General features: G+C 66.0%; 15 protein-coding genes. 3 read left to right on the plus strand and 12 right to left on the minus strand.

What is annotated here, in order from left to right; genetic code table 11:
• Positions 1-72 precede the first annotated feature (72 nt).
• The 4 genes from JHC81_RS03820 to JHC81_RS03835 form a co-directional block, all read right to left on the minus strand.
• Positions 73-2574, minus strand: coding sequence for a prolyl oligopeptidase family serine peptidase (locus tag JHC81_RS03820; protein ID WP_292170871.1), 2502 nt, complete (start codon positions 2572-2574; stop codon positions 73-75).
• A 228-nt stretch (positions 2575-2802) separates the two neighbouring features.
• Positions 2803-3240, minus strand: a complete 438-nt coding sequence (locus JHC81_RS03825) for a hypothetical protein (protein ID WP_292170874.1) — start codon at positions 3238-3240, stop codon at positions 2803-2805.
• A gap of 13 nt (positions 3241-3253) precedes the next feature.
• Complete coding sequence (locus JHC81_RS03830) at positions 3254-4654, minus strand: MBOAT family protein (protein ID WP_292170877.1); 1401 nt, start codon at positions 4652-4654, stop codon at positions 3254-3256.
• Between the two features lie 17 nt (positions 4655-4671).
• Positions 4672-5586 (minus strand): DUF459 domain-containing protein, encoded by a 915-nt coding sequence (locus JHC81_RS03835; RefSeq protein WP_292170881.1) that lies wholly within the window; start codon positions 5584-5586, stop codon positions 4672-4674.
• A gap of 198 nt (positions 5587-5784) precedes the next feature.
• Here JHC81_RS03835 and JHC81_RS03840 point away from each other — a divergent pair, with 198 nt between their 5' ends.
• Genes JHC81_RS03840 through JHC81_RS03850 form a run of 3 tightly spaced genes read left to right on the plus strand, consistent with a single transcriptional unit; the run spans position 5785 to position 7583 of the window.
• Positions 5785-6489, plus strand: a complete 705-nt coding sequence (locus JHC81_RS03840) for a CoA transferase subunit A (protein ID WP_292170883.1) — start codon at positions 5785-5787, stop codon at positions 6487-6489.
• Complete coding sequence (locus tag JHC81_RS03845) at positions 6486-6929, plus strand: hypothetical protein (RefSeq protein ID WP_292170885.1); 444 nt, start codon at positions 6486-6488, stop codon at positions 6927-6929. The genes JHC81_RS03840 and JHC81_RS03845 overlap by 4 nt, the downstream gene beginning before the upstream one ends.
• A gap of 3 nt (positions 6930-6932) precedes the next feature.
• Entirely contained in the window at positions 6933-7583 is a 651-nt protein-coding gene (locus tag JHC81_RS03850) for a 3-oxoacid CoA-transferase subunit B (RefSeq protein ID WP_292170886.1), read from the plus strand.
• A 6-nt stretch (positions 7584-7589) separates the two neighbouring features.
• Here the strand turns inward: JHC81_RS03850 and JHC81_RS03855 are convergent, their stop codons facing one another.
• The 8 genes from JHC81_RS03855 to flgK all read right to left on the minus strand — a co-directional run bounded on the left by JHC81_RS03855 (position 7590) and on the right by flgK (position 17105).
• On the minus strand, positions 7590-8183 hold the full coding sequence (locus tag JHC81_RS03855; RefSeq protein WP_292170887.1) for an ABC-type transport auxiliary lipoprotein family protein: 594 nt from the start codon (positions 8181-8183) through the stop codon (positions 7590-7592).
• A 29-nt stretch (positions 8184-8212) separates the two neighbouring features.
• On the minus strand, positions 8213-9151 hold the full coding sequence (locus JHC81_RS03860) for an MlaD family protein (protein WP_292170889.1): 939 nt from the start codon (positions 9149-9151) through the stop codon (positions 8213-8215).
• A gap of 13 nt (positions 9152-9164) precedes the next feature.
• The gene (locus JHC81_RS03865) at positions 9165-9974 is read right to left on the minus strand and encodes an ABC transporter ATP-binding protein (RefSeq protein ID WP_292171021.1); all 810 of its coding nucleotides are present in this window, start codon (positions 9972-9974) and stop codon (positions 9165-9167) included.
• Between the two features lie 8 nt (positions 9975-9982).
• Complete coding sequence (locus tag JHC81_RS03870) at positions 9983-11101, minus strand: ABC transporter permease (RefSeq protein WP_292170890.1); 1119 nt, start codon at positions 11099-11101, stop codon at positions 9983-9985.
• A 103-nt stretch (positions 11102-11204) separates the two neighbouring features.
• Positions 11205-12767: a UdgX family uracil-DNA binding protein gene (locus JHC81_RS03875; protein WP_292170892.1), complete on the minus strand. Its 1563-nt coding sequence runs from the start codon at positions 12765-12767 to the stop codon at positions 11205-11207.
• Positions 12767-14008 carry a putative DNA modification/repair radical SAM protein gene (locus JHC81_RS03880; protein WP_292170895.1) on the minus strand — a complete coding sequence of 414 codons (1242 nt, stop codon included), beginning with the start codon at positions 14006-14008 and terminating at the stop codon, positions 12767-12769. The genes JHC81_RS03875 and JHC81_RS03880 overlap by 1 nt, the downstream gene beginning before the upstream one ends.
• A gap of 62 nt (positions 14009-14070) precedes the next feature.
• On the minus strand, positions 14071-14994 hold the full coding sequence (locus JHC81_RS03885) for a flagellin (protein ID WP_292170897.1): 924 nt from the start codon (positions 14992-14994) through the stop codon (positions 14071-14073).
• A complete protein-coding gene (flgK, locus tag JHC81_RS03890; protein WP_292170900.1) occupies positions 14994-17105 on the minus strand; it encodes a flagellar hook-associated protein FlgK in 2112 nt (703 codons plus the stop codon). The genes JHC81_RS03885 and flgK overlap by 1 nt, the downstream gene beginning before the upstream one ends.
• Positions 17106-17313: the final 208 nt, after the last annotated feature.

A 17313-nucleotide genomic window follows, 5' to 3' on the forward strand; every position in this document is an offset into this window, starting at 1 on the left:
ATGCGTCCGGTCAGGGTGGACCGAGACACAACAGCGTTGCAACAAGATTGTTGCAGCGCGGCGACGACGAAATCAGGGCGTGCCCGATGCCGCCGTCGCCGGTGCTGCCGCCACCTGACGCGGGCCCGCATTCTTGACGTACTGATCCAGCCAGCGAACGGTCTCCCACAAAGTATGGCCGACGGACTCGCGCGCGCGATAGCCGTGGGCCTCCAGCGGCAGCACGACATAGCGCACCGTCGCCCCCTGCCCTTTCAGCGCGGCATAGAAGCGCTCCGACTGCACGGGGAAGGTGCCGGAATTGTCGTCCGCCTCGCCGTGGATCAGCAGGATCGGCTCATTGACCCGGTTGGCATAGGTGAAGGGCGACATCTCCTGATAGGTCTCGGTCGCCTCCCAATAGGTGCGCTGCTCGGCCTGGAAGCCGAAAGGCGTCAGGGTCCGGTTATAGGCCCCCGAACGCGCGATCCCCGTGCGGAACAGGTCGGTGTGCGCCAGCAGGTTGGCAGTCATGAAGGCCCCGTAGGAGTGGCCACCCACGGCGATCTTGTCCGGATCGGCCACGCCCCGATCCACCACCGCCTTGACCGCCGCCTCGGCCGAGGCGCTCAGCTGTTCGATATAGGTGTCGTTGGGCTCGGCCCCGTTCACGCCGATGATGGGCATGGTCGGATTGTCCAGCACGGCATAGCCCTGGGTCAGCAGGAAGAGGTGGCTGGACCCGCCCGGACGCACGAACCGGTTGTCGGTATCGACCACCTGACCGGCCACGGCGGCGTCGGTGAACTCCGCCGGATAGGCCCACATGACCAGCGGCAGCGGGCCGTCGCGGTCCTTGTCGTAGCCGGCGGGCAGATACAGGGTGCCGGACAGCTGGACGCCGTCGGCGCGGGTATAGGTGATCAGTTCGCGCGACACCCCGGCCAGTTGCGGCGCGGGGTCCGGGAAGGCGGTCAGGGCTGTGGTCGGGGCGGCGGTCTGATCGTCGTCCAGGCTGCGGATGTAGAGGTTGCCCGGCATGTCCTTCGTCTCGCGCCGTGTGACCAGACGGCGACCCTCGTCGTCCAGAATGCCGACCAGGCTTTCATAGGCCCCCGGAGCAGAGGTCCATATCCGCTCGGACTGGCCGGTGTTGAGGTCCATCGCCGCCAGGAAGGGATACTCCCCCTGCCGCGTCGCACCCGCGCCGGTCATCAGGACGCGCGAACCGTCGGGGGTGAAGCGCATGACGTTGAAGCCATTGCCGGTCGGCTGGGACACGGGCGATCCCGGGTCGTTGTAACGGTCCTGATAGTTGCGCTCCAGAAGGACGCGGCCCTGACCCGGGTTTGACGGATCGACCACATAGCGGGTTTCATTGCGGGTGTTGAACCAGCGGCTCCCGACGATGGCCAGATCGTCACGACCCCAGTCGACGCCGCCGTAGCGCTCGTCCAGATCGATCAGCTTGACCGGCTGGCCGTTGAACGGCGCGGCCAGCATCAGGACGCGGTCGCGGACTTCGGAGGCGCTGCGGGAGTCGCCACCGTCCTGAGCTTCGGCCCAGACCAGGGTGGCGGGGGCATCGGCACGCCACTGGACCGCGCGCGGGCCCGGCGCGACGGAATCGAACGGGGTGGGGATGTTGTCGCGCAGGGGCAGGTCGGCGACCTGATGCACGACCCGACCCTGCAGGTCGGTGACCGTCACCTCGGACGGGAAAAGGCCGGCGGGCACCACATAGCTGTAGGGCTTCTTGACGCGCGTCTGGAGCACATGCGCCCCGTCAGGCGACACGGACGCCCCCAGGATCACGCCGGGCTGGCCGATCGGGCGGACCGTCCCGTCCAGCGACACCACCGCCAGCTGGGAGGTGAAATAGTGGTCGAACAGGGCCTCGTCCCCCGCATCGGACAATAGGTCCTGATAGGTCCGGGTCGGGGCCGCACGGCCGCCGGTCTCTGAGATCGTCGGGCCGGCCGGCGGACGGGTGGTGTCGGGGGCCGCGCCGCGCCCCGCAGGCACCATGCGCACCACCAGACCGGAGTTGTCGGGCAGCCAGTCGAAGCCGGCACCGGCTGCGGCGTTGACATAGCCATCGGCCACCTTTCGCGCCGTCGCGGCAGCGACGTCGGCAACCCACAGCTCCATCCCTTGCGGTGCGTCCATCAGGAAGGCCACCGACTTGCCGTCCGGCGACCAGCTGGGCGAGGTGAAGCGCGCATCGGCAGGCAGGCTGACCGGGCGGATAGCCCCGCCCTCGATCTGCTGGAAGCTCATGCCCGTCAGCCAGCTGATGCGGCTGTTGGCCGGGCCGTTGTTGCGCGGATTGATGCGGTAGCCGCCCAGCCGCAGCATGGGCTCGGCCAGCTCGGCGATGGACGGCAGGTTCGACCGGTCAAACAGGGCCAGCGTCTGATCGTCGGGGCTCAGCGACGGGGTCGGCGTCGGCTTGGTGTCCAGTATCTGGGCGATCGGTGCGGGCGGCTGCTGGTAGGTGACCCCGTTCTGGGCCTCCTGGGCCAGGACCGGACCGGCAAAGGCGGCCAGAAGAACGAACGCGGGCAGGGCCCGGCCAAGCAGACGATGACGCATTTCAGAACAGTCCCATGACACCCCGCCAGCCCGACGGGAGCGGCACGCTAGGGGTCGGCGTGCCCTTGGGTCAACCCTTCCCCGTCCGCTCATCCCGGCGAAAGCCGGGATCCAGTTCCGTCCAGCTTGGCGCGGGTGTTTCAGGCCAGCGACCGCGCACGCACCGCGACACCGATCATCCAAAGCTCTGGGTCCCGGCTTTCGCCGGGATGAGCGGACTATAGATATTCACGTCGGCGGGCGCGGCTCGGCGGGTTCCTGCCCGGGGAAGCGGGCGTCCTGCCAGCTGTGCCAGATGTCGCGCATGCCCTGGCGCGGCATGTCGGTGCCGACCTGGGCCAGTTGATCGACCCAGACCTCCGACACCCGCCCGACCGTCACGGACCACCAGCCCGGCGGCTGTTCGCGCGACCAGTTCAGGGGCGAAACCGCATTGAACGTCAGCATGAAGACCGCGACGACCAGAATGACGACATCGGTCCAGCGGCGGTCGGCGGCCGCAGTGGCCTCGGCATCCAGCGGTGGCTCGGCCGGGTAGAGGCTGCGTCCGAAGGCGCGCAGTCGCCCGCGAAAGGTGCGCAGGTCGTGGGCGTCGGCTTCCGGGATCCAGTCGCTGACGGGATCGGCGGGGGTGGCCGGTGGTGTGCGATCGGGCTCGTGGGTCATGACGCCTCCCGCCTCAGAACTGGAAATAGATAAAGGGGGCGACGCCGTCGGGGCGGGCCGCTTCCAGGATCAGGAAGGCGGCGGACAGCAGCAAGCCAAACGTCAGGGCCGGAGCCTCCTTGAGCCGCACCGCAACCCCCTCGATCGCACGCGGCGGCAGCCAATGCATGGCCAGGCCGCCGACGACCAGCACCAGCAGCAGCGGCGTCAGCGCCAGAACGGGACCGGGTCGACCCAGCCCCTGAAGCATCGCCACAGCCATGCCGAAGCTCTCGGCGCGGAACAGGATCCAGCCCAGGCAGACGATGTGGAAGGTGACGATAACACCGATGACGGTCGGCATGACCTTGCGGTTGCCCAAGGCGGAACGACCCAGCCGCTCGACCACCTGGACGAAGCCGTGCAGGGCACCCCAGGCCAGGAAGGTCCAGGCTGCACCATGCCAGAGACCACCCAGCAGCATGGTGATGAAGACATTGCGGCAGCTGGCCCACAGCCCCTTCTTGCCGCCACCCAGCGGGATATACAGATAGTCGCGCAGCCAGCTGGACAGGCTGATGTGCCAGCGCCGCCAGAAGTCCTGCATCGAACTGGCCCGGTACGGCTGGTCGAAGTTGCGCGGGAAGGAATAGCCCAAGAGCGCCGCGATCCCGATCGCCATGTCGGAATAGGCCGAGAAGTCGCAATAGATCTGGACCGCATAGCCATAGACGGCAAAGGCGATGTCGACGCTGCTGTAGGCCGAGGGATCGAAGAAGACCGGATCGACCAGATTGACCGAAATCTCGGTGGCGATGATCGACTTCTTGAACAGGCCCCAGACGATCAGCAGCAGGCCCCAGGTGGCGGCTTCGCGCGTCAGGCGCGGAGCCTTGTCGAACTGGGGCAGCAGGTCTGAGGCCCGCACGATCGGCCCGGCGACGAGATGCGGAAAGAAGCTCATCAGCAGCATGACGTCCAGCAGGCTCCTGGCCGGTGGGGTCGTGCCGCGATGCACGTCCACGACATAGCTGATGCCCTGGAAGGTGAAGAAGCTGATCCCCACCGGCAGCAGGATCTGAAGGATCTGGATGTCGCGCCCCCAGCCCAGCGGGGCCAGCAGGTTGGCGAACTGCTCCACGAAGAAGCCGTAGTATTTGAAGGTCCCCAGGATCAGCAGATTGGCCGTGACGCCTAGGACCAGCAGCCATTTGCGCCGGTCCGGGGCCCGCCGCGCGATCATCGCCGCAATGCCCCAGTTCAGCACCGCCGACAGGATCAGCAGGGCGACGAACCGCTCGTCCCACTGGGCATAGAAGAACCAGCTGGCCAGCAGGAGGAAGAGCTTGCGCGACCGGTTCTCCGCCCCCAACGCCCAGGTCGCGAAATAGACGATCAGAAAGAAGACCGCGAAGGCCAGGGTTGGGAACAGCATTTAGTCGGTCCCGGCGATCAGGCGGCAGGCTGGGCGGTGGGTTGCGGCCGGGTCAAGCCCGCGTCGCGCACCAGACGATCGACGATGCTGCCGCTGACATGCATCACACCCGCGAGCGACAGGTGCATGCCGTCGTCCTTGCGCATCAGGACGCGGCGCCCGTTCGCATCCTGGCCATAGGCCTCGTAGCCGCCCTGCGCGTCGGCGGTCAGGGGCACCATGTCGATGAAGGTGACATTGGCGGCCTGCATGCGGCTGCGGACCAGGTCGTTGATGACCTGAATCTTGGCGTTGAAGGCATCGCTGCGCATGCGCGGATTGCCGACCCAGTAGACGGCGATGTCACGGCTTTTCAGCAAGGCGATGAGGTCGTCGACCCGTTTGCCGTAGATGGCTTTCCAGCCGTCGCTGCCAAACGGATGGACTGTGCCGTCGATCTCCATGCCCTGGCCGTCATTGGTGCCGAAGGCGATGATGGCGACGTCCAGATCAGCATTGGCCAGTTGCCCTTGCGTCTTGGCCTGAATGTCCACGAAGTCGTAGCGGGCCAGGCCGGTCGCGGGCTGGGTGAACTTGCTGACCGTCACGTTCGGATAGGCCTGCATGTCGCGGTACAGGCCGGTGTAGAGGTCCGACGCCATGGAGTCGCCGAACACGCCGATCTTCAGCGGGCCTTGGGCCAGACGCTGGGGCAGAGGGGTGACCGTACGGGCATCGACGGCCGCCGTCGGCAAGGCAGGTCGGATGGTATCGGCGGCCGGGGCAGGCGTGGGCGCATCGGGGGTCGCGGAAGCCTCAGCTGCCTGGCCATTGCCGAGCATCAACGTCGGATGTCGCAGCCATTGCCGTCCGTCCGGAGTCAGGGCCAAACCCGCCACGACGCCGATCACGAAGATCAGGGTCAGGGCATTGATGACCTTGCGCACGCTCATACTCACGGTTCCCGGAAGCCAGAATGTCGCAGCGACCTTTATCCTTTTTCCCGAGTCTCTCCAGCCCCCCACACCTGACGAAAGATGTCGGCCTGCTCGCTCACATCGCGCATACCGCCTTGCGCTTGCCCCCCTGCGCGGGGAAAGCTAGACACGGCTGAAGAGCAGATATTCATCAAAAGATGAAAAGAGGAAGCGATGCGGAAGATTGTCTCCGATGCGCGGGCGGCGCTGGACGGGCTGACGTTCGACGGCATGACCGTCATGTCCGGCGGCTTCGGCCTGTGCGGCATTCCCGAGAACCTGATCGCGGGCCTGCGCGACAGCGGTGTCAAGGGCCTGACCGTCATCTCCAACAATGCGGGCGTCGACGGCTTCGGCCTGGGCCAGCTGCTGGAGACGCGCCAGATCGCCAAGATGATCAGTTCCTACGTCGGAGAGAACAAGGAGTTCGAGCGCCAGTATCTGGCCGGCGAGCTGGAGCTGGAGTTCAACCCCCAGGGCACACTGGCCGAGCGCATCCGCGCGGGCGGCGCGGGCATCCCGGCCTTCTTCACCGCCACCGGCGTCGGCACCCTGGTGGCCGAGGGCAAGGAGGTGCGTGAGTTTGACGGACGGCAGTATGTGATGGAAACCGGGCTGGTCGCCGACCTGGCCATCGTCAAGGCGTGGAAAGCCGACGAGCGCGGCAACCTGGTGTTCCGCAAGACCGCTCGCAACTTCAACCCGATGATGGCCACGGCCGGCAAGGTCACCCTGGTCGAGGTCGAGGAGATCGTGCCCGTCGGATCACTGGACCCCGACCACATTCATACGCCGGGCGTCTACGTCGACCGCCTGTTCGTCGGCACGTTCGAGAAGCGGATCGAACAGCGGACAGTGCGTACGCGCGAGGTCGCGTGACACTGCCCGCCAATCCCGCACTTCTGGTGGCAGGGGCGGGCAGCCTCGCGGCCGGTGTGGTGCATCTGGCCTGTATCGTTGGCGGGCCGGACTGGTATCGGTTCTTCGGCGCAGGCGAAGGCATGGCGCGTGCTGTCGAGCAGGGGCGTTGGCAACCGCATGTCATGACGGCAGTCATCGCCATCGTGCTTTTTGGCTGGGCCTGGTTCGCCTTTGCCGCAGCGGGCCAGGTGCCCCGTCCGCCTTTGCTGCGTATCGGTCTGATCGCCATAACCCTGGTTCTGTTGCTGCGTGCTGCCGCGGCCTTTGTGCCGGGCGTCTGGAGGGCGGAGCATTCGCCGACCTTCATCACCGTATCGTCTCTAATCGTCCTAGTGCTGGGCCTGGCGTTCCTGATCGGAACGATCAAGGCCTGGCCGACACTGTCCATGAGGACCTGAATCATGCCCCGTACCCGCGAACAACTGGCTGAACGCGCCGCGATAGAGCTGCAGGACGGCTTCTATGTGAACCTGGGCATCGGCATCCCGACACTGGTCGCCAACTACATTCCCGAGGGGATGGAGGTCACGCTGCAGTCCGAGAACGGCATGCTGGGGATGGGTCCGTTTCCCTATGACGAGGACGTCGATGCCGACCTGATCAATGCCGGCAAGCAGACGATCACCGAGATCCCGGAAAGCGCCTATTTCAGCAGCGCCGACAGCTTCGCCATGATCCGCGGCGGCCATATCAATCTGTCCATCCTGGGGGCCATGGAGGTCGCCGAGAACGGCGACATCGCCAACTGGATGATCCCCGGCAAGCTGGTGAAGGGCATGGGCGGGGCCATGGACCTTGTCGCAGGCGTGAAGCGCGTCGTGGTCGTCATGGATCACGCCAACAAACACGGCCAGTCCAAGGTGCTGAAGGCTTGCACCTTGCCTCTGACCGGGACAGGCGTCGTCAGCCGCATCATCACCGATCTCGCCGTCTTCGACGTCAAGCCGGATGGCGCAGGCCTGGAGCTGATCGAACTGGCCGACGGCGTAACCCTGGACGAGGTCGCGGCCAGGACCGAGGCGACCTATACGATCGCGCCCGGCCTGGCCTGATCGGCGTCAGGCCGCGTTCGCCTCGGTCCAGGCCACGATCTGGGTGTTGAGGTCGCGCGTGGCCAGATCATAGGCCTCGACGATAGCCCCGACGCGATTGGCGGTGGCGGGCTGTTCGACCGTGAAGATGCGCTCCACCTTCACCTGCCGCTCGGGCAGGGTCAGCAGACGCACGCGGGCCGAGACGACAATCGTCGGCACGGCCTCCGGAGCCGGATAGCGGGTCTCGAAAGAGCGCACGTCGATGTCCAGCGAGCGAGTGCTGCGGGCCAGTTCGCGTGGGCCGATCAGTCGCACGCGCGTCGCCTGGCTGGCGAAGGCGTTTTCCAGACTGGCGGTGAACAGGTCGGACGCAGGCGAAATCCAACGCGCCCCGCCGATATAAGCCGTCTCCGTGCCGGTGACGCCCAGCAGCTTGTCGCCCTCCGACGCCGCCGGCATTTCGGCGCGACGCATGGACACCAGGATCGGATCGGCCACCAGTGTCGCCGCCTGACCCGACACCCCGCCAAAGCGATAGGTCTGGACCGGGTCCGGGCTGGACAGCAGGGCGCAGGCCGACAGGGAGATGGCGGTCGCGCCGACAGCGGCCAAACGCATGAGGGATGGGCGAAGCAGGTGAGAACGGATCACGGTTGAACCTCCAGTTCACGGGTCGGGGCGCGGCCGATGAAGTCACGCGGGCTGGCACGGACCTCATCGACGAGGCCTTCCAGCGAACGCGTGGCGTCTTCCAGCCCCTGGATCGACTGTTGCAGTTGCGGCAGGCCAGTGGCGGTGAAGTCGGTCAGCGGACCCTCCACTCCCTCGGCCGTGCGGTTGATGGTGGCGATGGCCTTCTGGGCATCCTCGGCAGCCTTGTTGATATTGGCCACCGCAGAGCGGCCGTCGGTCTCGACCAGACGACGCGCCTCGGCCCCTAGGGCCTCATATTCGCCGATGGCGGAATTGGCCTTGGTCAGGGCCTGCTCCAGCTGCTCGAACATGCCCTTGCGCGCTTCCAGTTCGGCGGTCAGGGACTCGACATTTTTCAGGCTGGTCGAGAAGCTGCGAACGTTGTCGTCGGACAGCACGCGGTTGATGCGGTTCAACGCATCAACCGTCTGGGCCAGCACCGTGCCGGACCCACTGAGCAGTTCGGCGATCGGCGACGGCTGGCTCTGGATCACCGGAATGACATTATCCGGATACTGAGTCTTCAGGATGGCGCTGTTGGGATCGCCTGCGGTGATCTGGATATAGTTCAGGCCGGTGATGCCCTGCGGTTCCAGCTGGGCGCGCGAGGAGACACGCACGGGCGTGGTGCCATCCACGCGAATACGCGCGATGACCTGATCGCCCTTGTTGGGATCCAGATTCAGATCGGTGACCTCGCCCACGCGGATGCCGTTGAAGTGGACCTCGCCGCCTTCCGACAGGCCGCGCACGGGGCCATAGAAGACGATGTCATAGACGTCGTAGTCGTTGTTGAATTGCAGGCGGGCCAACCAGATGGCGAAGACCGCCAGTGCCGCCAGAAGGGCGACGGTGGCGATGCCGACGGCGGCGTAGTGTGCGTCTCTTTCCATGGGTCGGCTCTCCTCAGGCCGCTTTCGATCCGGAACCGGCGCGTCCGCGCGGTCCCAGGAAATATTCCTTGATCCAGGGATGGTCCGAGCGTTCCAACTCGCGGACCGGCGCCTTGGCGACAACGTGCTTGTCGGCCAGGACGGCCACCTGGTCGGTGATGGCGTAAAGGCTGTCCAGATCGTGGGTGATCATGAAGACGGTCAGGCCCAAATCGTCCGACAGCTGGCGGATCAGATCGTCGAAGGCCGCCGCCCCGATAGGGTCCAGACCGGCCGTCGGCTCGTCCAGAAACACCAGTTCCGGGTCCAGCGCCAAGGCACGGGCCAGGCCGACGCGCTTCTTCATGCCGCCCGACAGCTCGGCCGGCTTCTGATGATGCACCTCGGGCTTCAGACCCACCATGGCGATCTTCATCTCGGCCAGCTCTCGGATCACGGCCTTGGACAGGTTGGTGTGCTCCACCAGCGGCGAGGCGACGTTGTCCAGCACACTGAGCGACGAGAACAGGGCCCCCTGCTGGAACAGGATACCCGTTCGGCGCTCAATGTCGGCGGCCTGGGCCTTGGTCATATCGGCCGTTTCATGCCCGAAGATCTTGATGGAGCCGGCCTCGGGCTCCTTGAGGCCGATGATGGTGTTCAGCAGCACCGTCTTGCCGGTACCGGAGCCGCCGACCACGCCCAGGACCTCGCCCCGGACCACGTCCAGATCGAGGTTCTCGTGAATGGGGGCCTGATCGCCGAACTGGCTGACCAGACCACGCACCTCGATCAGGTTTTCCGGCTTGTCGCCTGCCGGAGCGGCGGCTTCGGTCTTGTTCAGAGTATCCGTCACAGGTTCAGCTCCATGAAGATCATGGCGAAGACGGCATCCAGGAAGATGATGGCGAAGATGGCCTGCACCACGGCGGCGGTCACCCGGCGCCCCAGGCTCTCGACGTCGCCGGCTACGGCCATACCCTGGCGGCAGCCGATGGCGGCCACGACGATGGCAAACACGGGTGCCTTGACCATGCCGACCAGCAGGTGATTGCCCATCATCGGGTCCTGCGACATCTGCTGGATGAAGAAGATCGGGCCATAGCCCAGGACGCCCCAGGTCACGAGCAAGCCTCCGAACAGGCCCGTCACGATGCCCACGAACGTCAGGAGCGGCATCATGATGACCATGGCCGCCAGTCGCGGAATGACCAGGGCCTGAAACGGATTGACGCCCATGACCTGCATGGCGTCGACCTCCTGCGTCATTCGCATGGAGCCGATCTCGGCCGCAAAGGACGAGGCCGAGCGACCGGCCAGAAGGATGGCGGTGATCAGAACGGCTAGTTCACGCAGGACCGACACGGCGACCAGCTGGACCGTGAACACGCCCGCCCCAAGCTGCGACAGCAGATTGGCCCCCAGCAAGGCGATGACCGCGCCGATGAAGAAGTTGGTGACCGCGATGATGGGCATGGCGTCCAGCCCGGCGCGTTCGCCCTGACTGAACCAGGCGGCCCAGCGGATGCGACCGGGATGCTTGAACGCCGTCCCCACCGCCACGATCAACCGGCCCAGGAAGGCCATGGACAGCATGGCCTCCATGGCGATGTCGTGGACGCCCAGGCCGATCTTGCTGAAGAACCGAACGACGGGCAGCGGGCGGCGCGGCGGCGGCGCGCTTTCGCGCTCCAGCTTCTCGACCATGGCATAGGTGCGGCCCGCTTCAGGGCGCTCGGACCAGGCCTTTTCAGGCAGGACGCAGTTGGAGGCCTGAACGATCGCCAGGGCCCCGGCGGTGTCGAAACGGCCGAGATCCTTCAGGTCCACTGCATCGACGCAGCGCTCATGCAACTGCTCGTCCAGACGCCGCGACACGCGGCCCAGCTCGGTCGCCGTCCAGTCGCCGGTCAGCCGCAGGGTCAGGCCGGCCGCGCCATTTTCGTCGATCTGAAAGTCCGCTGCGGCCATGCCTCTACCTAAATCGCCCCGTCGGCTTTGGCCACGGCAAAGCTCATCAGCCGATGACAACGCGGCCACGCCGTATTCGTTCAGCCACAGAGATCGATACGTCTCAGAGTGTGTCGCGGACGCGCGCCAGATCCTCGACGAACCGCAGCCTTTCCGCCGCCCGCCCGGCCTCGTCCGGAATGCGCAGCAGATAGGACGGGTGGGCCGTGATCATCAGGGTCGCGCCGTCGTCCAGCGCGATCAGATGGCCTCGCTCCTTGCCGATCGCCACCTTGCGGCCCAGCACACCCAGCGCCGCCGTCGCGCCCAGGGCCACGATCAGGCGCGGTTTGACCAGTCGCCGCTCGCTGTCCAGCCACCAGCGACAGGCGGTAACTTCGCCCGCCACCGGGGTCTTGTGCAGTCGGCGCTTGCCGCGCGGCTCGTGCTTGAAATGCTTGACGGCATTGGTGACGAAGGCCTGATCGCGGTCGATGCCGACCTCGTCCAGCGCGCTGTTCAGCACCTGACCGGCGGGGCCCACGAAGGGCTGACCTGCCAGATCCTCCTGATCGCCGGGTTGTTCGCCGACGATCATCAAGGGCGCGGCCGTCGTGCCCACGCCGCACACCCCTTGCGTCGCATCGCGCCACAGCGGACAGCGTCGACAGCCCTGGACGGCGCGGTTCAGATCCTCCAGCGAGGTCGGCAAATAGTCCTCGGCGACCTCGCCCTTGCGCACGATTGGCGACAGGGTCTGGGCCAGACGCGGATTGGGGGTGGAGGCGGGGGCGGCGACCATTCTGTCTTCCCGAACCGCAGCCTGGGCGATCAGTTCCGGGATCAGCGCTGCCTCGGGCAGGTTCTTCCAATAGCGCTTGGGCATCTCGCCCTGCATGGTGCCGGTCTTCAGCCGCGCCGGATTGAAGGTCGAGGCATAGTAGGTTTTCCAGAACTCTTCGATCTCATCCTCGGTCGGGGCCATGTCGCGCGTGGCCGGCGGGCCGAACGTCAGGACTTGCCCATCCCAGAAGGCGCAGCCGTCAGGCGTCAGAATGGACCAGCGCATGGTCGTGAACCGCCGCATGAAGAAGGGGGCGGTACGCTCCAACACGCGGTGAGCCGGTTCGAACCATGCGACCCAGGCCTCGCCCTGATCGTCTTGAACTTCCCGGAAGCGGACGAAGGCCTTCATCTTGTGGCTGGCCCGGCTGACATTCTTGGCCCGCTCAAAGGCGTCGGCGACATCGACGTCGGTGACCACTTTCATCAGGTCCGGCTCGTCCCGCAGTCGCCAGAGCAGGCGATACAGCAGGTCGAACCGGTCGGCCGAGCGATGCAGGATTACGGCCTGTGCCAGATCGACGAAGGCCTTGGGCACCGCGAATGCTGTCTCTTTTTTCCGCTCATCCCGGCGAAAGCCGGGACCCAGTTCTTTGGGTGACGGAGCGGTCACCTGTTCGCACGGACCCACATCCTGAAACGCGTGCTTCTCGCTGGACATCACTGGGTCCCGGCTTTCGCCGGGATGAGCGGTTAGAGGAGCATCGAACAGCCCGCCCTGATCTTCGCCTCCCGCCACCACGAAGCGCGCCTGCGACGGCTCAACCCCCTCCAGCCGAAAGGCGCGCGCAGCCTTGCGCCAGCCATCGAAGTCGATCTCGTTGGCCAGGGTGGCGACCCGCATCAAAACAGGCTCAGCTGCACCGGCTTCTCCACCGGCGTCAGGCGCGCGCGCAGGTCGGCGGCATCGGTCAGCCCGCCCGGCGTCCAGTCCAGGGCGGTGATGAAGGGGCGCACCTTGTCGATGCCCCGGCACAGCCGCCCGATGTCCTCCAGCCGCAGGGTGCGCCAGCGCCGCACCTGCACGATCCGGTTGACCGACTTCACACCCAGGCCGGGCACGCGCAGCAGCATTTCGCGCGGGGCCGTGTTCACATCGACGGGGAATTGCGCCCGGCTGTTCAGGGCCCAAGCCAGCTTGGGATCGATGGCCAGATCCAGCATGCCGTCCACCGTCGCCTCGCCGATCTCGGGCGGTGAAAAGCCATAGAACCGCATCAGCCAGTCGGCCTGATACAGCCGATGCTCACGCATCAGCGGCGGCTTGGTGAGAGGCAGGACGCTGGACGCGTCCGGGATCGGCGAAAAGGCGGAATAGTAGACGCGGCGCAGGCCGTAGCCTCCGTACAGCGAGGCCGACCGGTCGATAATCTCGGTGTCCGGCGCACCATCCGCCCCCACGATCAGCTGGGTCGACTGACCCGCAGGCGCGAACTTCGGCGGCTTGATGCGCTCTTTCTTCGACGGCTTGGCGGCCTCGACGCCCAGCCGCACCTGGCTCATCGCCTTCTTGATGACGGCCACATCCTTCTGCGGGGCCAGCCGATGCAGGGCCTCGTCGCGCGGCAGTTCGATATTGGCCGAGAGTCGGTCGGCATACAGCGCCGCCTCCTCGATCAGGCGGGGATCGGCCTCAGGGATCAGCTTCAGATGGATATAGCCTCGAAAGCCGTGGCCGATCCGCAGCGTCTTGGCCACCAGAACCAACTGCTCCATCGTATAGTCGCCCGAACGGATGATGCCCGACGACAGGAACAGCCCTTCGATATAGTTCCGCTTGTAGAAGTTCAGCGTCAGCGACACGACCTCGTCTACATCGAACCTTGCCCGCTGCACGTTCGAGGACGCGCGGTTGATGCAATAGACGCAGTCGTAGATGCAGAAGTTTGTCAGCAGGATCTTCAGCAGGGAGACGCAGCGGCCGTCCGGCGTATAGGCGTGGCAGATTCCCATGCCCTCGGTCGAGCCGATGCCCTTGCCACCCATGGAGTCGCGCTTGCTGGTGCCCGACGACGCACAACTGGCATCATATTTCGCCGCATCGGCCAAGATCGACAGTTTCCGCTTGAGATCGAGCTGCGCCATCGTTCATGGTATGTTCCAATAACGATGTGAGGTCCAGCGTAGCCGTTCGGCAAAATGTCGCGTCAGCTCAGATAGTTGAGCAGGGTCGACTGGCGCAGCTGGCTGATCACCTGGGCCGAGGCCTGGATGGCGACCTGCGACAGCTGCAGATCAGTGACCGCCTTCAGCATGTCGGCGTCGGTGCGGTCCGCGACCAGTCCGTCCAGAGAGGCGATCTGATCCTTGTGGCTGGCGATCAGATTGTCGACCTGATTGGCCTGGGCCCCGGTCATGGCGGTCTTTTCCGTCACGGCCTTTCCCGCCTGATCCAGCAGGGTCAGCTGGCTGGTCAGAAAGGTCTTCTGCGCCTCGGTCAGCTTGCCGGTCAGCGGTCCTTGCGGCCCTTCGTGAAACGCCTGGATGTCGCGCAAAATGGCCAGGGTGTCGGTGCCCAGGTCACTGGCCAGGACGCCGGTCTCCAGCGTCGTGCCCTCGGCAACGCGGCTGGCGGTTTTGAGGGTATCGTTGCGGAACTGGGCGGCGAGCGGACCGGTCGTCAGGTCCGACATAGTCTGGGCGGCCAGAGGCTCCACATCGACCGAGGATCCGGCGAACAAATAGTTGCCCTGGTGCTTGGTGTTCAATCCGCCGCGCACCGTCTGGAACAGACCTTCCAGCTCGGTCATCAGACCCACGCTGCTGTCGGCGGCGATCGCATTGCCCAGGGCCGCGCGGATATCCTGGGTGCCCTCGCCCACGCGGTTCATGGCCAGATCCTGCGACGTCAGACGCGCTGCCACCGAGTTCGAGGTGTCGAGGAATCCCTGCAATCGCGCCGCAGACCCCTTCAGCGCCGTCAGGGTCTCCGACTGGCGGCCGAAGCCGACCAGGTCGGTGGCATTCTTCTGGGTCGACACCCGTTCCTGGGCGTCATTGGCCTTGATCTGGGTGTTCATCAGATTCAGCAGGGCCGTCTGATAGTTTCCGAATGTGGCTACGCGCGTCATCAGACCATCCCCAGCAGCGTGTCATACATGTCCTTGGCGGCCTGGATCATGCGGGCCGAGGCGTTAAAGGCCTGCTGATAGGTCGTCATCAGCACCAGCTCCTCATCCAGGTTGACGCCTTCCTGCGATATCTGCCGGGCGCTGGCTTCTGTCGCCAAGGCGTCGGCCGTCTGGGCCCGGGTCTTGGCGGCGGCGGCCTTGCCACCGATATCGCCGGCCAGTTCCGACGCATAGCGCGACACCGACATCGACCCGCCCGCGGCCCCGCCCGCCGACTGGAAGGCGCTGGTGCGCTGACCGGCGTCGGCCAGAAGCAGGGCTCCGCGTCCGTCGCCACTGGTCAGGGCCGCCGATCCTGCGGCTGCGCCCAGGTTCAGCTGGGCCAGGGCCAGATTGGCCGGGCTGGTGCGAATGTCGGAGCGGATGGTGAAGCTGTCTGCGCGCGAGGCCCGCGTCCCTTCCCCGATCCCGAACAGGGCCGAGACCGAGACGCCGGACGGCACCTGCCGCGTGCGATCGTCCAGCACGCTCATGCTTGGCGACGGATTGCCCGCGCCGGTATAGTTCAGCGCCCCGTCGGCCCCGAGCGAGAAGCTGCCATAGCGACCGATGCCGGTGATCGGGTCGTTCAGGGCCGTGAGCAGATCGCCGACCGTGCCGCCCGCGGGAACGGCCACCTCGATGTCGCGGATGCGTGCGCCGCGCTCGTCGGTGAAGCGGAAGCTCATCGTCTCGCCGGCGGTGAAGCCGTGGGCCGAGGCGGCGGTCAGGCCGGTGTCATAGATGGCCGGGGTGTCGGTGCCGACCAGATCGTTCAGGCCGAAATAGTGGGAGAAGCCCCGCCCCGCCTTGTTCGAGGCGACACCTGCCGGGTCGGCGATGGAGATGCCGTTGCCCGCGGGAGCCTGGATGCTCAGCTTGCCGTCGACGAAGCTGGCCGTCGCCCCGCCCAGCTGGCTGTTCAGCGTCGCCAGGAAGGTTGTCGGGTCGGCCGCGACGCCGTTGATCGTCATGGTCGCGCCCGAGAAGACGATGTCGGCGCGGTTCTGGATCACACCCGAAGCATTCACCACCGCGATCGTCGTCTGGCCGGTGAAGCCGGTCAGCGCCGTCTCCAGCGACTGGCCGACATTGCGTCCGGTCAGGCGGTTAGGGGCCGGCACGGCGGTATTGGCATTGTGCGCGCGGTTCAGCTCGTCGGCGACATGGCTGACCAGTTCGGCCAGCCGGGCGGCGGCGGCGGGCGCGTCCACGTCGCGCAGCTCGACCAGGCCCTTGATCTCGCCCGAGGTGATGCCGTCCAGCAGGGCCCGCTTCTGGCCGCTGGGCTCGGTGACATAGATTTCGTTGAAGGCGCTGGTGCTGGTGACCGTGCCCGTCGGGTTGTAGCTGATCCTGCCCACGCCCTGGCCGGCCAGCATGGCCCCGCCATTGGTTCGCACGGTCACACCGCCGATAGGCCTCTGGGTGATCTGCACATCCATCAGCTTGGACAGTTCGCCCAGCAGGGCGGACTGTGCGCTCTGGGCTCCGGATGAGTCGCCCTTGGTCGCCGAGGCGCGGGCGATCTCCAGATTCAGCCCCTCGATCTGTTCCAGCAGGCTGTTGGCTTTTTCGACCGCGCTGAGGATGCGGGCGTCGGCGTCCTGACGGACGGCATCGATCTGCTTGCTGATCCGCCCGGCCTCGTCGAACAGGGCCTGGGTCTTGAACAGGGCGTCCTGACGGCTGGGCGAGGACGTCGGATTCTCGCCACTGGCCGCAAAGGCCGAGAACAGGCTGTCGATCTGGGAGAAGAAGCCGTTGTCGCCGCCAGGATCGCCGAACAGCGACTGGATGCGGTCGTACAGTTCATAGCGCACGGCCTGGCGGGCAGATTCAGCGCCTGCCTTCATGCTGGCCGCCTGCAGGAAGGTGTCGGTGGCCAGGCGTATGCGCGCGATCTCGACGCCCGAGCCGATGCCCGTACCCGTCAGGGTCTTCTGATCGGCGATCTTGCGGACATAACCCGGCGTATTGACGTTGGAGACGTTGTCCGAGATCACCCGAAGCTGGGTCTGGGCCGCCGACAGGCCACTGCTGGCCGTATTCATGATGGCGTTCAGGGTCATGCGACCGGCCCTCCGTCACGGGCGGCACTCGGCAAAGCCTGCCATGCCACATGCGCTTTTTGCCCGGCGGCGCGCGCGGGCGCTTCCGTCAAGTCACTGATATTACGCAAGATCGTGTTTCGCGCCTGGGTCATGACCGATCAGGTGCGCAAGCGGCGGGCCAGACGGACAAGCGACGTAAATCGCCCTGCCTACCGGGCAAATACCG

This window comes from Brevundimonas sp., assembly GCF_016463295.1.
Taxonomy (GTDB): domain Bacteria; phylum Pseudomonadota; class Alphaproteobacteria; order Caulobacterales; family Caulobacteraceae; genus Brevundimonas.

Coding starts and splice junctions, on each gene's coding strand:
- JHC81_RS03840 (WP_292170883.1), top strand. CDS start 5,785: ATGCGGAAGATTGTCTCCGATGCGCGGGCGGCGCTGGACGGGCTGACG.
- JHC81_RS03880 (WP_292170895.1), bottom strand. CDS start 14,008: ATGGCGCAGCTCGATCTCAAGCGGAAACTGTCGATCTTGGCCGATGCG.
- JHC81_RS03870 (WP_292170890.1), bottom strand. CDS start 11,101: ATGGCCGCAGCGGACTTTCAGATCGACGAAAATGGCGCGGCCGGCCTG.
- JHC81_RS03860 (WP_292170889.1), bottom strand. CDS start 9,151: ATGGAAAGAGACGCACACTACGCCGCCGTCGGCATCGCCACCGTCGCC.
- JHC81_RS03820 (WP_292170871.1), bottom strand. CDS start 2,574: ATGCGTCATCGTCTGCTTGGCCGGGCCCTGCCCGCGTTCGTTCTTCTG.
- JHC81_RS03835 (WP_292170881.1), bottom strand. CDS start 5,586: ATGAGCGTGCGCAAGGTCATCAATGCCCTGACCCTGATCTTCGTGATC.
- JHC81_RS03885 (WP_292170897.1), bottom strand. CDS start 14,994: ATGACGCGCGTAGCCACATTCGGAAACTATCAGACGGCCCTGCTGAAT.
- JHC81_RS03825 (WP_292170874.1), bottom strand. CDS start 3,240: ATGACCCACGAGCCCGATCGCACACCACCGGCCACCCCCGCCGATCCC.
- JHC81_RS03830 (WP_292170877.1), bottom strand. CDS start 4,654: ATGCTGTTCCCAACCCTGGCCTTCGCGGTCTTCTTTCTGATCGTCTAT.
- JHC81_RS03850 (WP_292170886.1), top strand. CDS start 6,933: ATGCCCCGTACCCGCGAACAACTGGCTGAACGCGCCGCGATAGAGCTG.
- JHC81_RS03875 (WP_292170892.1), bottom strand. CDS start 12,767: ATGCGGGTCGCCACCCTGGCCAACGAGATCGACTTCGATGGCTGGCGC.
- JHC81_RS03855 (WP_292170887.1), bottom strand. CDS start 8,183: ATGCGTTTGGCCGCTGTCGGCGCGACCGCCATCTCCCTGTCGGCCTGC.
- flgK (WP_292170900.1), bottom strand. CDS start 17,105: ATGACCCTGAACGCCATCATGAATACGGCCAGCAGTGGCCTGTCGGCG.